The sequence below is a fragment of the Streptosporangium sp. LJ11 genome (genome assembly GCF_051918945.1).
Classification (GTDB): domain Bacteria; phylum Actinomycetota; class Actinomycetes; order Streptosporangiales; family Streptosporangiaceae; genus Streptosporangium.
This window is the reverse complement of sequence record NZ_JBPXMB010000018.1, coordinates 64,813-79,805: the sequence shown is the minus strand read 5'-3', so window position 1 is coordinate 79,805 and position 14,993 is coordinate 64,813. Positions and strand designations below refer to the sequence as shown.

The window sequence follows — 14,993 nt, the reverse complement described above, 5'->3', positions numbered from 1 at the left end:
CCTGGGGCTGCCGGCCGGTTCGGTCAGCGTTCCTCCAGCACCTCGGTGACCGGACGGCGGACGCCCTGGCTGTCGTCGAAGGTGATGCCCAACCGCATGATCATCTGGGGGTACTCCTGCGAGCACAGCTCCTGGCGCAGGAACTCCCGCAGGTGGAACATCTCCAGCGCCTGGGTGTGGAAGGCCGCGCTGAGACCGTAGGCGGAGGCGTGCAGCAGGATCCGTTGCAGTGCCTGGCCGGCCGCGATCCAGTCCTGGCGGGTGTCGCCCCTGGTGGTCAGGACCGCCACGACGCCGGTGGAGGCGGAGAAGGACTGGTCGGCGTCGCTGCCCCAGGGGCGGCCGTGGGCGTAGTCGCGCTGGGCGAAGTGCGGGTGGGTCTGCCGGGGGGCGCGCGGATAACTCTCGGCCGGCACGCCGTCCTTGCGAGGGCTGCCCGGCGGCCGCGCCCAGCCGATCACCTCCAGCGACAGCGGCCGGTCCTGGGACTGCACGTCCTGGGCGGCGCAGGTGATCGCGGAAAGCACCCGGATCGCCGGCTCGGAGCGGACCGGCGTCAGCCGCACCCCCTCCCCGCCCGCCTCGGCCACCAGCGCCTCGAGCAGACGTTCCGGGACGGGCAGCTCCGTGAAGCCGGCCCGGTGGGTGCGGCGACGCTCGATCTCGGCGTGCAGCAGCCGGGTGTCCTCATCGGCGGCCACGGCCGCTCCCGGCCGCACCGTGGCCAGCAGGGCCGGCCGGTCGGGATCGGGCAGCACGCGCACCTGCGGCTCGTGACCGAGCACGCGCAACGCCAGACGCACGTTCGTCAGGGCCGCGCCGCAGCTGATCAGCAGCTCCCGGCCGCCGGGATCGCCGGCGCGCAGCTTCCTGTCGCTGTCGGCACGCAGTGCGATCTCGTCGCCGTCGACGCCGAAGGACCAGGGCTGGGTGTTGTGCACCGACGGCGCCCACGTGGCGGCCCGGACCGCCGTACGGAGCAACGAGGTGATCTCCTCGGTTGTATGGGCGTTCATGATGTCACCTCTGTCACAGGAACGGCGGAACGGGGGCCAGGTCATCGGATCGGCAGGTGAGGGCGTTCTCGACGTCGAGGACGCCGTCGATCTCGCGCGCCGCCGCGACCAGGGGTGCGATCTGTGACCGGAAGGCGATCCGGCCTCTCAGCGTGAGCACCCCCGCCTCGACGCCGACGGTCATCGTCTCGGGGTTGACGGCGAGCCGCTCACAGATCTCGGTGACCTCGCGTTCGATCTCCTCGGCCGGACGGACGAAGATCTTGAGCAGATCGCTCTGGTGGACGGTGCCGGTGAAGCGCCCGGTGACCGCGTCGATCACCGGCAGCTGCTTGATCCGATGCCGGTGCATCAGCCGCGCCGCGTCCCGGACGGTGGCGTCCTTCGTGATGGTGATCGCAGGGGTGGTCATGATCTGCCTGGCCGTACCACCCGCGGCCTTGCGATGCTCCTGACGTCTTTTGCGACTGTCGAAGACGCTGCCGGTGCGCGCACCGGAATCGGTCTCCTTGAGCAGGAGATCATCGTCGGCGACCACCCCGATCGGGTGATCGTCGGCGTCGATGACGGTGAGCGCGCCGACCTTGAAGCGCCGCATGGCGTCGACCATCTCGGTGAACGTCGCCTCCGGCCGCACCGCGATCGCCACGGCGCCCATGATTTCCCTGACCTTCATGACGCACCTCCTCACTGCAACCATCGCAAAGCGGTCCGGAAAGCGTCAGCGGCGAAAGTCCCCCGATCAGAGGGACTTATGGTCTGTTTCGTTCCGGGCGGGCCGGCCTACTCGCTTGGCGCGGGCCTTGGCTCACCGAGCCCGAAGTCCGGTCTCATCCTGCGGGGACATGGGAGGGCAGGACCGGGACCAGGCGGAACATTCCCGTCATCAGCTCGGGCGGCTCCTGGCGCTCGATGACGCGGCCGGCCACGGCCCGTAGCACGTCGGTGGAGGTCATCATCCCGGCCAGCCGGTGATCCTTTCCGATGACCCCGATCGCGTCGACGCCGGCGTCGAGCATCGCGGCCACCGCGTCGGCCAGGGGCGTGCCGGGCGTGGTGTGCGGGCGGCGGCGATCGGCCAGCAGCGCGCGAACCCGCACCTGTGACTGCTCGACCGGGCCACCGGACCAGTGGGCGGTGAGATCCTCGCGGGTCAAGATCCCGCGCAGGCAGCCGTGCCCGTCGAGGACCGGCAGGTGATGAACCCCCGCACGACGCATGATCTCCCACGCCAGCAGCGGAGACTCCTCAAGATCGACGGCGACCAGGGTCCGGCTCATCACCTGCGCCACCGTGAGGGCACCGATGTCCATCACGCCTCCCCCCGGGCCCGTACCACCGCGACAGGACAGCGGGCGTGATGCAGGACGCCGTGACCGACCGAGCCCAGCACCGCCGAGCCGAACCTGCCCAGCCCCCGCGAGCCGACGACGACCAGGTCCGCGGCGGCCGAGGCCTCACAAAGGACACCGACCGGATGCCCGCAGACCAGCGTCTGCTCCACCTCGACCCGCGGGTACTTCTCCCGCCACGGGGTGAGCGTGCCGGCACACACCTGCCGCTCAGCGGCGAGGATGTCCTCGACCAACGGCGTGTAGACCAGGGCGCCCGGTCCCACCGCGGGCATCTGCCAGGTGTGGACCGCCTGCAGCCTGGCACCGCGCCGGGCGGCCTCCTCGAAGGCGTACTCCAGCGCCACCGCCGAATGATCGGAGCCGTCGAAGCCCACCACGACCCGGTCGTAGGTCCGCTCCGGTAAGCCCCTGACGACCACCACCGGGGTGGCCACGTGCCCGGCCAAAGCCAGGGAGACCGATCCGAGCAGCAACCCGGTGAACCCGCCCAGCCCGCGGCTGCCCAGCACGACCTGCTCGGCGTCCTCGGCCTCGCGCCGCAGGACCTCACTCACCCGGCCCGCCTCCAGCAGGGTCTCCACCTCCAGATGTGGCGCACGCCCCCGCGCCAGCGCGGCCGCGCCCTCCAGCACCCCCTGGCCGTGCTCGGCGACGGAATCACGAAAACCCGGCGGGGTCTGGAGCGGGATGTCGCCGGGCCACGGCTCACACACATGAACGATCTTCAAGGCGCACCCACGCCGCACCGCGTCATCAACGGCCCATTCGACCGCACCGTCCGCGGGAGACGACCCATCCACACCCACCACCACATGCGCTGCCATACCGACCTCCTTGGCTTCTCCCCTCCATTCCACCGGCCGGCGGCGCTTTCCACAGCGGCCCAAAGACCCGTCCGTCAGGGACTTCCGACCTCCGTCACCAGCCCGCCACCAGCCCGTTCTCCCGAGGGGCCGACCGCCGGGCGGGCCTCGCGGTGCCCTCCCGGGGCCCTCCCGGGGCCCTCGCCTACCCGGTGGGCGGCGTGGGCGAGGAGCCGTGCTCCTCGGAGGACGGCACGACGGCCACGGGGCAGGACGCGTGCCTGACCAGGGATCCGGGGATCGCTCCGAGGTGGCCGGTGCGAGACGCCGTCCGGCCCCTGCCGACCACGACGAGGCCGGCCTCGGCCGACGAGACCAGCAGAGCCTCCCTGGGCGCGGTCGTGGCCGAACGCACCTCGAGGCGGACGTCCGCGTACTTCCGCCGCCACGGTGTGAGACGCTCCTCCACCCGCTCGCGGCAGACCCGGGCCGAGTCTTCGAGATCGGGAACGTGGGCCATGGCGATGCCCCATGCCAGCGAGCGCGGATGACCGGCGTGCACCACCCACAGGGGCAGATGCCGCAGGGCCGCCTCCTGGAACGCGAAATCCAGCACCGCGTCGGCCGTGGTGTCCCTGACCCCCACGACGACGGGCCTCGGCTGCGGGAGTACGGGCACCTGGCCCGCCTCACGCACGACGATCACCGGAGATCGGGCGCGGGCCGCCACGAACGCCGCGACAGAGCCGATCATGAACCGGGCGGTCACCCCCTGGGCGTGGGCGCCGACCACGAGCAGTTCCGCGTCGGCGGACAGCTCGACGAGCCGCCGCGCGGCCGAGCCCTCGTGAAGGTCGGTCACCACCTCGACGATCGCGGAGTGCGCGTGGGCGCATTTGGCGCCGTGGAGCAGCACGTGCTCGGCCGCCTTGCTCAGATGGAGCCTGGCCTCGCCGTCGGCCTCGCCGTACGGCCACCGCCACGCGTAGGCGACGGTGAGCGGGAGCCTGCGGCACTCCGCCTCCTCCGTCGCCCGTTCCAGGGCCCGCAGGGAGAAGTCCGAACCGTCATAGCCGATGACGATCCCGCGTTGTTTCGTCATGGTCCTCACCTCTGTTCCATCGTTCGGCGATGCCGAGCTTCATCAGCAGGGCGGAAGATCCCGTCCTCGGAGAACCTTCCGCCTTTCGGCACGGGACCGCACCCGCCGGCCGGCCCGGGACGGGCCCGCGGATGATCCGGGCGGCGCGCGAAGGTCATTCACCCCGTCGCGCCGCGGCGGCGGACCCGGGGACCAGCCGCACCGCGGTCACCTTGTACTCCGGGCATGACGTCACGGTGTCCGCGTGATCGGAGGTCAGGGTGTTGACCCCGCCGGAGGGGAAGTGAAAGGCGCAGAAGACCTGTCCGGGCACCGGGACGTCCACGCCGGTTGGCCGGCGCGCGGAAGGCGTCGAAATGGCCGGCCGGACCCATACCTTCATCATGGACCCGCTCCCTCCACCCCATCGGGTTCCATGGATCCACCCGGGAGGGACTTTTAGTCCTTGACTACCCTTTCTCGACCTTTGGTGAGGTGTTTCGCCTCTCGGCCTGCCCGGGCGGCCGTCGAGGCGCTGTGACCATCCCAGCGCGATGAGATCCACACGCTCCGCCGCCACGTCAGCTCAGCGGTGGCTCGAAGTGGCGGGCGAACCAGTCCCGGGTGAGAGCCGCGACGCGCTCAAGCGCTCCAGGCTCCTCGAACAGGTGTGTGGCGCCAGGGACGATCTGGAGCATGTTCTCGCAACGCAACCGCCTCTGTGCCGCCCTGTTGAGGCCGATCACCGCCTCGTCGCGGCCTCCCACGATCAGGAGGGTCGCCGCCCGCACCGCGGGAAGTCGCGGCCCGGCCAGATCGGGCCGCCCACCCCGGGAGACGAGGGCGGCGATCTCGACGCCCGGCTCCGCCGCCGCCCACAGCGCGGCCGCGGCTCCGGTGCTCGCCCCGAAATAACCGGCCGGAAGACCCGCCACCTCAGGATGACCATCCAGCCGGCCCGTTATCCGGACAAGCCTGCCGGCCAGCAACCCGATGTCGAACACGTTGCCCCGGTCGAACTCCTCCTCCGGAGTGAGCAGGTCGAACAACAGCGTCGCCAGACCCGCGCGGTTGAGCATCGAGGCCACACGCCGGTTGCGCGGGCTGTGCCGGCTGCTGCCGCTGCCGTGCACGAACACCACCACCCCCGCGGCGTTCCGCGGAACGACGAGCCGGCCGGGCAGCCGGACCCCTCCGGCATCCATCCAAACCTCCCCGGCGGGGCCGGGCGGATCGGATTCCCGCGCATTTCCCTCGCGCTCGCCCTCCGAGGCTGCGGCCCGGCTCAGCAGCTCGACCACCTGATCATCGGTGGCCTGGGAGAAATCGCGGTACCAGGCACCGATCGCGTAGAAGAACTCCGGCGCCCGCAGGCAGACCACCTCATCGGCGACCTCACGCAGGCTCTCGATCGTCTCCGGCGCTCCCACCGGAACCGCCAGCACCACTCGTGAGGCACCACGCGCGCGAGCCACCCGGCAGGCGGCGCGAGCCGTCCCGCCGGTGGCGATGCCGTCATCCACCACGATCACCGTACGGCCCGCCAGATCCACCGGGGCACGCTCACCACGCAGGCGGCGCCCGCGGCGCAGGAGTTCGGCCCGCTCCCGCTCCTCCACCACGGTCATCTCTTCCCGGGTGAGATTCGCGCGCCGCACGATGTCGCGATCGACCACGCGCACCCCACCCTCCCCCAGGGCGCCGAACCCGACCTCCGGCTGGAACGGCACCCCGAGTTTGCGGACGACGATCACATCCAGCGGAGCACCAAGGGCCCTGGCCACCTCGAACGCCACCGGCACGCCACCTCTGGGCAGCCCCACGACGACCACGTTCCCAGCACCGGCGAACCCGCGCAGCCGCTCGGCCAGCCGCGTCCCCGCGTCATGGCGATCAACGAACATCTCGCCCACCTCGCAACCTGCGACAACGAGACCTCACTCACCACCATCGACGGGAAACCCACGCCGGCGATAGGGCTGAAGGTCCTGACTAGCGGCCCCGTGTGGTGGCGTCCAGGTCCAGATGCGTCGCCCGCGCGTTTCTCGGCCTCTCTCGGCCTCGCGGATCAGGCGGGCGACCTCTTCGTCGATGATCTGCTGTGCCCGTTCGGAGTACGGCTTGGGCTGGAGGTCCTCGTCCTCCTCACCAAGATACCGAGGGCCGGCGAGACAGTGGCCGGCCGGGCCAAGCACACCCGGCAGTTCGCCGAGCTCAGGCGAACGCGCCCGTCGCGGGGACGAGCACCCGGCGGCCACGATGGATGAGCGGTGCGATGAGCCGGCCACGGTGCCGGCCCAGGTCAGGTGCCTGAACCGACAAGGGCACCCGGCCGCGATGAACAGGACTTTCGGCCCTGTTGCCTCCCGTTCCCCTGGCCATAGCGTTCCCAGTGAGAAGACGTCGCCGGAGGCCGCCCACCAGAGCCCGGCGCCGTGTCCGATGCGGCCCCGCCGCACGCCGCACGAAGTCGGCCTCCGCCGACGATGTCCGCCTTTTGAGGGGAGAATCCCATGGCTGAACGCCTCGCCGCCGCCGGCGACCTCGGCCGCCGGATCGCCAGCCGACGCGAAAGCCTCGGCCTGGACCGGGAAGAGCTGGCGAACCGGGCGGGAATCACCCCCTCCTACCTCGCCTACGTGGAGCAGAGGGCGGCCGCACCCGCCGTCGAGACCATAGAGCGCCTGGCCGCCGCTCTGGACACCAGCACCGCCGAACTCCTCGGAGCGACCATCGACCAGCCGCCCGGGCAGGGACGAGCCGCCCTTCATCCCGAGCTGGAGAGCCTGGACACGCAGGAGTGTCTGCGGCTCATCTCACCCGGCGGGGTCGGACGGCTGGCCTTCGACGACCTCGGCGGCCCGACGATCCTGCCGGTCAACTACGTCCTCCACGAGGGCTGCGTGATCTTCCGCACCGCCTTCGGCGGCCCGCTTGACACCAACCTCAGCACCGGGGTGGAGGGGGTCGAGTTCAAAATCGCCTTCGAGGTCGATCGCATCGACGACGCCAACCGCGAGGGCTGGAGCGTGCTCATCCGCGGCGGCGTCCACCACGTCTCCACCGCCGAGGAGCAGACGGCCGTGACGGCCCTGAGCGTCCAGCCCTGGGCCGGCGGCGACCGCGAGCTCTACGTCAAGATCACCCCCGCCGAGATCACCGGCCGCCGCATCCGGCACGGCCGGTGAGCCACGCCGGGGCGGCCACTCGAATGACCACCCGCCTTCGGCCGTTCCCTTCCGATCCGGCCGAACCACGGCTGAAGGGAAGAAGTGCAGCCGCTGATCGGTTCGACCGCACCTCTTAGAGCCGACAGTCCCCGCCCGGAGAGCACTTGGACCCTACAGAATGCCGTGAGCATGACCGATCCTGCCCCTATGGACCAATTTTCACCACGTGTCCGGAGGCAGAGATGCACCATGTCACCGTCAAGGACGTGATGACCTGTCAGGTGATCTCAACGGGTGAGAACACCTGTTTCAAGGACATCACCGAGATGCTTCTCACCCACGCGCTGAGCGCCCTGCCGGTGGTGGACGACGAGGGCCACGTGGCGGGTGTCGTCTCCGAAGCCGACCTGCTGCGCGGACGGCAGCTCTGGGAGCAGTTTCCCGGCGAGCACCACCCATCGCCCACCACACCACCACAAAAGCCGCGCGCGGGGAGGACCGGGGGCGAGGTGGCCCGAGACCTGATGAGCACCCCCGCGGTCACGATCTCAAAGGACGCCTCGGTGGTGGCCGCCGGCCGCCTGATGCACGAGAAAGCCGTCAAACGGCTCCCGGTGATCGACGAACACGGCCGCCTGGCGGGCATCATCAGCCGCTGCGACCTGCTGAAGATGTTCATCCGCTCCGACCGCGAGATCGAACACGAGGTCCGCGTGGAGGTCTTGACGCGATCGTTGTGGATGGACACCTCCCGTGTCCAGGTCACGGTCAAGGACGGCGTGGTGACCCTGAGCGGGCGGATGACCCTGCGCGCGGACACGCGGACCACACTGTGGATGACCCGGCAGATCAACGGAGTCGTCGACGTGATCGACGAACTCACCTGGGACCGGGACAACACCCCCCACCGGGAAACGAGGGATGCCGAGCATACGAACGGAGAATCGCGTCAGCGGACCGGGTGAACACGACTCGCCGCTCGCCACCCCCAAGAACGACCCCACCAGCGGACGCCCCAGAGGAAAACAATCGAAAAACAGACGAGCCGCCACATCCTCGACGCGACCCGATCCACACAAGAACGAATACGTGGACGCACCCCACCCCCGCGGACCCACAGCCCGAAGAAGGTCGGCGACGCACGCGAAGGCAAAGGACGTCATGACTACGAAAGTGACGTCGATCCCCCTCGCACATCGTCCTCGTCATAGGTGGCATCGACGTCCAGATCGACGACCCCGTCCACTCGGCGCCCAGCCTCGACGATCTCAGCGACCTGCGAACGCCTGGCGAGCTCTCCCGCGACACGAACCACCCCCGCCTCAACCGTGATCGTCAGCGCTCTCGGATCCAGACTCAGACGTGCGACGGCCACCGCCACATCCGCCAGAACATCACAGGCCCGCCGGGAAAAGACCTTCAGCAGGTCGGCCTGGTGCACAGTGCCGACGATCTTCCCACTGGCGACGTCGACCACCGGTAGCTGCTTGACCCGGTTGGCGTGCATCAGACGGGCCGCCTCCCGCACCGCGGTCTGCCCGATGACCGTCAACGCAGGACTGGTCATGACGTCCCGCGCGGTCATCCCAGCGGCCTTCTCATGCTCCCGGCATCGCCGATGACCCGCCAGGACCGCCTCGCCACCCGAGACATCGACCTCCTTCAACAACAGGTCATCCTCCAACACCACCCCGATAGGACGTCCCTCACCGTCGACCACGGCGACCGCGCCCACCTTGAAACGACGCATGGTCTCCACCAGCTCCGAGAACGCCGCCTCCGCACGAACCGCGATGGCCACCGCACCCATGACATCCTTCACCTGAAGCGCCATGATTCATCTCCCTTCAGCCCCACCCCGGTCAGCCTCGATCAGCCTTTGAAGACCCGCGCGTCACCGGAGGCATCGCTGTCCGACGACATGGGCTCGCCACGCAGCGGACTCTCCCAGCCGGCCGGAACGACCGCGACGGGACACAGACCGTGCTGAAGAACCGACCTGCAGGTCGAGCCAAGCCTGCCGTGCTCACGTGCTCCACCGACCACCACCAAACTCGCCTCCCTGGACGCGTCCACCAACAGATCCTTCGCGGACGCGGCGGCGAAACACGCACGAACAGCCACCCCGGGATAGGCGACCCGCCACGGCCCCAGACGCTCGAGCATGCCGTCCTCCACCGCGTTCATCGCGACCCGCACCTCGTGCGCCAACGGCTGCAAACGCCCGGCATGCACCGCCGTCAGCTTCAACCGCCTGATACGGGCCTCACGGAAAGCGAACTCGATCACCCCGTCAGAGGTGTTACCACTCATCCCCAGAACCACCGCACCGCGCTCCCTCGGCACGGGAATCGGACCGGGCCCACGCACCACGATCACCGGACAGCGCGCGTGCGCCGCCACATACCCGGCGACCGACCCCAAAACAGCCCTGGCCAAGGTACCCATGCCACGAGAACCCACCACGATCAACAACGCACGCTCCGACAGCGCCACCAACCGCTCAGCAGCCGCCCCCTCATACAGATCCGTGGTGACATCAGCCAGGGTGCTGCACGCGCGAGCACAGTCGGCCCCGTGGTACAGCACATGCTCGGCGGCCTTACGCAGATGAAGTTTGGCCTCCTCACCGGCCTCCCCGTACGGCCACCGCCACGCGTGAGCCACCCTCAGCGGCAACCTCCCAAGCTCAGCCTCGTCCATCGCCCACTCCAGGGCCTGCATGGAGAAGTCAGAACCGTCATAACCAACGACGACCTCACGGATACCGGTCATCACTCTCACCTCCCTCTCCATGCTCGCCAGGACAGACCACGAAGAGCAGGGCGGAAAGTCCCAACAGCATGGGACCTTCCGCCCCCCTCATCACAGCACTGACCTGCGCAAACAGGGAACACATCATGATTTTCCACCAACCGCCCCGTCCGGCCGGACAACGAAACGACACCCGACGACACCCTCGGGACCTTCGCCCCTACCCGGCAGACGACAGAGCTACGAAAGATGAGAGAAACCAGGGCCGCGGAAGACACGAGCAGATGACCTCATCCAGTCGCAAGTCCACCCACCGACCCCAGAACACCGGCCCCGGGCAACGAACCGAAGGTGATGACCATGACAGAACCCATCGTCGTCGGCGTCGACGGCTCGACATCCTCACTACAGGCCGTAACCTGGGCGGCGCAGGAGGCCACACTGAGAAAGGCGCCCCTGCACGTCGTACACGCCGCCCTCCGCTGGGCCTACGACGTCCCCCTCGTCCCCCAGCCCGCCCACTGGGGACCCACCGAGGAAGCCGCCTGCAAGGAACTCCTTCACCAGGCCGTCGAACAGGCCCACTCCGACGCCCCCACCCTGAAGATCACCACCGAGATCCTCGACGGAAGCGCCGCCGAGGCGATCGCCGCCGCGGCCGAGACCGCACAGCTGATCGTCGTCGGCCGCCGAGGCCTGGGCGGATTCACCGGCCTCCTCCTGGGCTCGGTCAGCCACGACCTGGCCACCCGATCCCCATGCCCAGTAGTGATCGTCAATCGACTGCCCACCACCCAAGACACCGAAATCGCCGTCGGCGTCACCGGACGTACCGACCAGGACCCCCTCCTGGAATTCGCCTTCAACGAGGCAGCCCTACGCCGGCGCCCGCTACGAGCCGTGCACGCCTGGACCCACCCGACCACCAGAGCACCCGGCGACATGCAACCACTCGTCTACGACGTCGAAGACGTCGGCAACGAAGAGGCCCGGCTGCTGGCCGAGTCACTCGGCGGCCGGCGAGAGAGATTCCCCGACGTGACCCTCATCGAGCACGTCGTACACGAACATCCGGCCAAAGCGCTCATCGACGCCTCCGAGACCGCCGAACTGGTCATCGTGGGCACCCCCGCCCGGAAACTGTTCCTCACCTCGACCGTACGCGCCCTCCTCCACCACGCCCAGGCGCCCGTCGCCGTCCACCGCGCCCCGCACCCCCGCGGCAACTGAGTCTTCCGGCACGACACCGCCGTGACATCGATTGCCGTGCCGCAGGAAAGGCACGCCACGGCAATCGGCTGGCGATCGGGGTTTTCGCATTGCGCATGCCGGACAGCACAGGCCCGCTCCTGTTTTTGATGTCTGCCTTTAGTCCTTTTGTACTGTTTGTCCGTTTTTGATCAATCCGTCGCCTTTACGTTGTAGATTAATAATGTCCAATATTTCCCGGACATGCCCTGCGCCGTGGCTGACCGAGCCCAGCACGGCCGAGCCGAACCCGCCCAGCCCCTGTCCTGGCGCACGGCTACGCGGACCGGCCGGTCCGCGCGGATTCCCCGGCGCCCGGACGGCAGACCCCTCCCGCGGGCATGACGCCGGGCCGGCTCCTACGTGATCCGGTGAGCGCCGGCCCGTCGTGCCGAGGCCGGCGCCATCCCCCACTGGCGGGCTCGCCCGGTCTCCCCCTCCAGGAGCGGACCGGGGGTACCGGAGACGTGGAAGCTCCGTGAGCCGGCCAGGATGGGGTCCCGGTAGCAATCGCGGAGAATCCAACGGATATGGGTCTGACCTGCATGGATGGAGCGCGGCCCGTCGTCTCGTGGTCGTGTTTCCCAAGAAGTCTCCGCAGGTCAGCAGCAACATCGTTGGATTCACAGCCATTGCTACCGGGACCCTTAGAGTTAAAGCGACTGGAGCAGTTGGAGCAGTGCGGCATAGTCGAGCGCCGGGTCGTCGGGGTGACGGCCGTCCGGATCGACCCAGTGGGTGCGGACCACCTCGTGGGTAGCGTTCAGCGGGTCGTACTTCGGCGGCGCACCCGGTTCGTCCAGGTCGTCGCCGTAGTACTCCGGGTCGTACGGCTGGACATGATGCGGCCGGGGCCAGTCGGCTTCGGTCGCGCGCCGCAGCAGCTCGAACCCGGCGCGTGCGTCGAGGACCAAGTGGCGCTCGTTCAGTGCTAGCTGCAGGTGCTCACTCCAGAGCCGTACGCGCAGGTCGGTCGTGTACAGGCGTCGTCCGCGATGCATTGCGCCGTCGACCACGTCGCAGTTGATCTCGCTGTCGTAGGTCTGACTGCGGTGACCGATGTTGCTGGAGCCGATGCTCGCCCACAGGTCGTCGACCATCATTGTCTTGGCGTGCATGTAGGTGGACACGCCCGAGGCGTTGCGCAGGTGGAATACGAGCAACCGGTCGCGTTTCTCCTCGTCGGTCAGCCCATGGGTGAGGAAGGTGATGAAACGCCGTCGCAGCTCGTACAAGACCATGTTGGCAAAGTCCGGCGTCTCGATCAGCTTCTTCGGGATCAGGATGCTGACTCTGACCGGGTCAGGGCCGACCAGCTTGGCGCGTAGGACCGCAGCCAGCGTGTCGGGGTCCGACGGGGTGAAGGTGAGGGGGTTTGGGCTGGCGAGCAGAGCCACGTAGTCGTCCAGGTTCAACATCGCCAGGTACTGGTCCTCGATGTGGATATGCCGCCGGGCTCGGCGGACCGCATTCAGCCTGGCCGCGAGCGCGCCGCTCTCACCAACGCTCGGGGGGACGAACATCCAGATGGGCACTCCGGCTGGAAAGGTCCGGTTGATCTGCACAAAGTGGCCTGCGCCCGGGATGGGGTCGAGCGGCGTCGAGCGACCGGGGACAAGCGTGTGGCCGCCGGTCTGGGCCGCCGGGTGCGTGTTCCAGCGCTGACGGAAATTGGTCTCGACATCATCGACGGCTGGCCCGGTGATGTGACAGTGAACGTCGTGCCAGCCGAGGTAGGGGTGGTCCTCGGTCGCCGCTCGGCCGCCTTGGGCACGGGGGTCGTTGGGGCGGTGCTCGCCGGAGTCCCAGCGGTCGAGGGCCATGTCGATGCCCCCGAGGAAGGCAGCGCGACCGTCGATGTTCTCGACCACGACCGCCTTCTGGTGGTGGGCACTCAAGGTGCGCCCGACCGCGTCGAGGATCGCCTGGGGGCTGCCGGGCGTCGCCGGGTCGAGTACGTGCACTGCGGCGGTGTTGTCGCTATGGAAGTCCGGCTCGGGCTGGAGCTGCCGCCACAGCATGGCACGTACGTCCACGCCCGCGGCGGCGGCGGCGGCGAGCAACACACCCATGATGTGGCCGCGCGGGTTGTAGCCGGGCGTGCCAACCGGACTGCCGGGGACCGGTGAGACCCCGTTCTCGTTGAAGTCGATCTCGACGTAATCCTGCGGCAGGTCACGCATGAACTGGTGAGGGCTGAGCTTCCAGCCCGCGATCCACAGCTTGTGCCCAGCGCGGTCGGCCTCAGCCAGTAGAGGGCCCTCCGGCGGTAGGTCATTGTCGGGCCCGAGATCGGTGTAGTCCTCGTCGCGGAAGGTGCGGCGCATCGCCTTGTATAGCTCCCAGAATGTGTCGCGCGCGTCGAGCAGCGCAGTCACCCTGTTGCCCTGCGTGTAGCGGCGCAGCGGCTCGACCGGCGGTGTGGCCGCCGGGCACTCAGGGAACCACTCCGCCAGGTCGACCTCGGACAGGACCAGATAGTCGTCGGCGAGTAGGTGGCGAGCCAGGCGGAACTCGGAGCGCTCGGCGTTGGGCAGGGTGCCCAGAACGACGTGGTCGGCGGTCGCTCCGACGACCACGGTCAAGACCGCCAGCGGGTCGGCGCCCACCGCCAGGTCCGGGCCGACCCACAGCCCCCAAGCGCTGGTCGTCCTCCGCGTCGCAATATTCGGGTCGGTGCCCTCGCCCGCCAGGAAGAACTCCCGGCCCGCGCGCGGCCGCAGCCCGGCGTCGCGCCAGTCGACGATCTGCCTGGCCGGGGTGAGCCCTGGCAGGGGATGGCCACCGATCGAATCCCGCGACGGGATCAGGGTCTTGTCCACGATCACCGGGATCTCGGCTACCTGGGACAGCTCGCGCACGCGCCGCAGCCACCAGCCGGGGTTGAACAGCTGTCCGAGCCGGTCCACCATGCGCAGCGTGAGCCGCTTCCAGGAGGCGCCACTCCCTGCGAGCGGGGCGACTCCGGCGGGGGCGCCGGCTTTCGCCTGGCCGATCACCCGGCCGGCGCGGGCGAGGATCTGCAGCGAGCCAGCGAGGAACGCCTCCGCCATCGCGACGCGCTCGGCGTCGCTGGCGGGCGGCGTAGGTCGCGCCTCCGCGATCAGGGCGTCGACGTGCGGACGCAGGGTGACGGTGTCGACGTTTTCGTAGATGAAGTACTCTGGCGCCGGCCGTCCGCCCCTGCCGGCAGGCACGTCGGGCACGAGCACGCTGCCAAGCGTGACCATCTGCTCGAGGTTGTCGTGCAGGGTCGGCCACACTTTGAGGACGAGCGCGTCCGCGGCGACCTGGAGCGGCGCGTTGGTGCGGTCGGTGAGCCCTGGGACCTGCTGGCCGGATGGGACGAAGCGCAGCCACCCGTGCGTGCAGGCGAGCAGGGTGGCGACCGGCAGCATCACCGCGTCGCCGTCCGGGGGGTCGTAGCTCGTGGTCGCGTTGTCGTCCACCCACACGTCCAGCCCGTCGGTGCCCGTCGCCGGGTCGCCGAACGCCCTTCCGATCGCGAACACGGTCGTGCCCACCGCCGGTGTCGGGAATGGCAGCGTCAAGTTGAGGCTATGGAC

Annotated in this window: 13 protein-coding genes; 4 read left to right on the top strand and 9 right to left on the bottom strand. The window is 69.2% G+C overall.

Annotated features, from left to right (window positions below; genetic code table 11):
• Positions 1–23 precede the first annotated feature (23 nt).
• The 6 genes from ACTOQ3_RS25690 to ACTOQ3_RS25665 all read right to left on the bottom strand — a co-directional run bounded on the left by ACTOQ3_RS25690 (position 24) and on the right by ACTOQ3_RS25665 (position 6,159).
• Positions 24–1,016, bottom strand: a complete 993-nt coding sequence (locus ACTOQ3_RS25690; protein WP_440085912.1) for an Acg family FMN-binding oxidoreductase — start codon at positions 1,014–1,016, stop codon at positions 24–26.
• Positions 1,017–1,029: 13 nt separating this feature from the next.
• Positions 1,030–1,692 carry a CBS domain-containing protein gene (locus ACTOQ3_RS25685; protein WP_440085911.1) on the bottom strand — a complete coding sequence of 221 codons (663 nt, stop codon included), beginning with the start codon at positions 1,690–1,692 and terminating at the stop codon, positions 1,030–1,032.
• Positions 1,693–1,846: 154 nt separating this feature from the next.
• Positions 1,847–2,329, bottom strand: a complete 483-nt coding sequence (locus ACTOQ3_RS25680; RefSeq protein ID WP_440085910.1) for a CBS domain-containing protein — start codon at positions 2,327–2,329, stop codon at positions 1,847–1,849.
• A complete protein-coding gene (locus tag ACTOQ3_RS25675) occupies positions 2,329–3,195 on the bottom strand; it encodes a universal stress protein (RefSeq protein WP_440085909.1) in 867 nt (288 codons plus the stop codon). The genes ACTOQ3_RS25680 and ACTOQ3_RS25675 overlap by 1 nt, the downstream gene beginning before the upstream one ends.
• Positions 3,196–3,379: 184 nt before the next feature.
• The gene (locus ACTOQ3_RS25670; protein ID WP_440085908.1) at positions 3,380–4,276 is read right to left on the bottom strand and encodes a universal stress protein; all 897 of its coding nucleotides are present in this window, start codon (positions 4,274–4,276) and stop codon (positions 3,380–3,382) included.
• Between the two features lie 560 nt (positions 4,277–4,836).
• Entirely contained in the window at positions 4,837–6,159 is a 1,323-nt protein-coding gene (locus ACTOQ3_RS25665) for a phosphoribosyltransferase family protein (RefSeq protein WP_440085907.1), read from the bottom strand.
• On the opposite strand from ACTOQ3_RS25665, the gene ACTOQ3_RS25660 reads away from it, so the two are divergent.
• The 3 genes from ACTOQ3_RS25660 to ACTOQ3_RS25650 all read left to right on the top strand — a co-directional run bounded on the left by ACTOQ3_RS25660 (position 6,142) and on the right by ACTOQ3_RS25650 (position 8,390).
• On the top strand, positions 6,142–6,522 hold the full coding sequence (locus ACTOQ3_RS25660; RefSeq protein WP_440085906.1) for a hypothetical protein: 381 nt from the start codon (positions 6,142–6,144) through the stop codon (positions 6,520–6,522). The two genes, ACTOQ3_RS25665 and ACTOQ3_RS25660, sit on opposite strands and share 18 nt — an antisense overlap.
• Positions 6,523–6,768: 246 nt before the next feature.
• On the top strand, positions 6,769–7,443 hold the full coding sequence (locus ACTOQ3_RS25655) for a pyridoxamine 5'-phosphate oxidase family protein (RefSeq protein ID WP_440085905.1): 675 nt from the start codon (positions 6,769–6,771) through the stop codon (positions 7,441–7,443).
• Between the two features lie 224 nt (positions 7,444–7,667).
• Positions 7,668–8,390, top strand: coding sequence for a CBS domain-containing protein (locus tag ACTOQ3_RS25650; RefSeq protein WP_440085904.1), 723 nt, complete (start codon positions 7,668–7,670; stop codon positions 8,388–8,390).
• 200 nt (positions 8,391–8,590) lie between these two features.
• Here the strand turns inward: ACTOQ3_RS25650 and ACTOQ3_RS25645 are convergent, their stop codons facing one another.
• Both ACTOQ3_RS25645 and ACTOQ3_RS25640 read right to left on the bottom strand, forming a co-directional pair.
• Positions 8,591–9,259 (bottom strand): CBS domain-containing protein, encoded by a 669-nt coding sequence (locus tag ACTOQ3_RS25645; protein WP_440085902.1) that lies wholly within the window; start codon positions 9,257–9,259, stop codon positions 8,591–8,593.
• Between the two features lie 38 nt (positions 9,260–9,297).
• Positions 9,298–10,200: a universal stress protein gene (locus ACTOQ3_RS25640; RefSeq protein ID WP_440085901.1), complete on the bottom strand. Its 903-nt coding sequence runs from the start codon at positions 10,198–10,200 to the stop codon at positions 9,298–9,300.
• A 339-nt stretch (positions 10,201–10,539) separates the two neighbouring features.
• Here ACTOQ3_RS25640 and ACTOQ3_RS25635 point away from each other — a divergent pair, with 339 nt between their 5' ends.
• Positions 10,540–11,409 (top strand): universal stress protein, encoded by an 870-nt coding sequence (locus tag ACTOQ3_RS25635; protein WP_440085900.1) that lies wholly within the window; start codon positions 10,540–10,542, stop codon positions 11,407–11,409.
• A gap of 671 nt (positions 11,410–12,080) precedes the next feature.
• Here ACTOQ3_RS25635 and ACTOQ3_RS25630 read toward each other — a convergent pair.
• Complete coding sequence (locus tag ACTOQ3_RS25630) at positions 12,081–14,978, bottom strand: phospholipase D-like domain-containing protein (RefSeq protein WP_440085899.1); 2,898 nt, start codon at positions 14,976–14,978, stop codon at positions 12,081–12,083.
• Positions 14,979–14,993: the final 15 nt, after the last annotated feature.

What these genes read in the sequence shown, in the direction of transcription:
- ACTOQ3_RS25675 (WP_440085909.1), bottom strand. Translation starts at nt 3,195, where the DNA reads ATGGCAGCGCATGTGGTGGTGGGTGTGGATGGGTCGTCTCCCGCGGAC.
- ACTOQ3_RS25685 (WP_440085911.1), bottom strand. Translation starts at nt 1,692, where the DNA reads ATGAAGGTCAGGGAAATCATGGGCGCCGTGGCGATCGCGGTGCGGCCG.
- ACTOQ3_RS25635 (WP_440085900.1), top strand. Translation starts at nt 10,540, where the DNA reads ATGACAGAACCCATCGTCGTCGGCGTCGACGGCTCGACATCCTCACTA.
- ACTOQ3_RS25690 (WP_440085912.1), bottom strand. Translation starts at nt 1,016, where the DNA reads ATGAACGCCCATACAACCGAGGAGATCACCTCGTTGCTCCGTACGGCG.
- ACTOQ3_RS25640 (WP_440085901.1), bottom strand. Translation starts at nt 10,200, where the DNA reads ATGACCGGTATCCGTGAGGTCGTCGTTGGTTATGACGGTTCTGACTTC.
- ACTOQ3_RS25670 (WP_440085908.1), bottom strand. Translation starts at nt 4,276, where the DNA reads ATGACGAAACAACGCGGGATCGTCATCGGCTATGACGGTTCGGACTTC.
- ACTOQ3_RS25655 (WP_440085905.1), top strand. Translation starts at nt 6,769, where the DNA reads ATGGCTGAACGCCTCGCCGCCGCCGGCGACCTCGGCCGCCGGATCGCC.
- ACTOQ3_RS25650 (WP_440085904.1), top strand. Translation starts at nt 7,668, where the DNA reads ATGCACCATGTCACCGTCAAGGACGTGATGACCTGTCAGGTGATCTCA.
- ACTOQ3_RS25665 (WP_440085907.1), bottom strand. Translation starts at nt 6,159, where the DNA reads ATGTTCGTTGATCGCCATGACGCGGGGACGCGGCTGGCCGAGCGGCTG.
- ACTOQ3_RS25660 (WP_440085906.1), top strand. Translation starts at nt 6,142, where the DNA reads ATGGCGATCAACGAACATCTCGCCCACCTCGCAACCTGCGACAACGAG.
- ACTOQ3_RS25680 (WP_440085910.1), bottom strand. Translation starts at nt 2,329, where the DNA reads ATGGACATCGGTGCCCTCACGGTGGCGCAGGTGATGAGCCGGACCCTG.
- ACTOQ3_RS25645 (WP_440085902.1), bottom strand. Translation starts at nt 9,259, where the DNA reads ATGGCGCTTCAGGTGAAGGATGTCATGGGTGCGGTGGCCATCGCGGTT.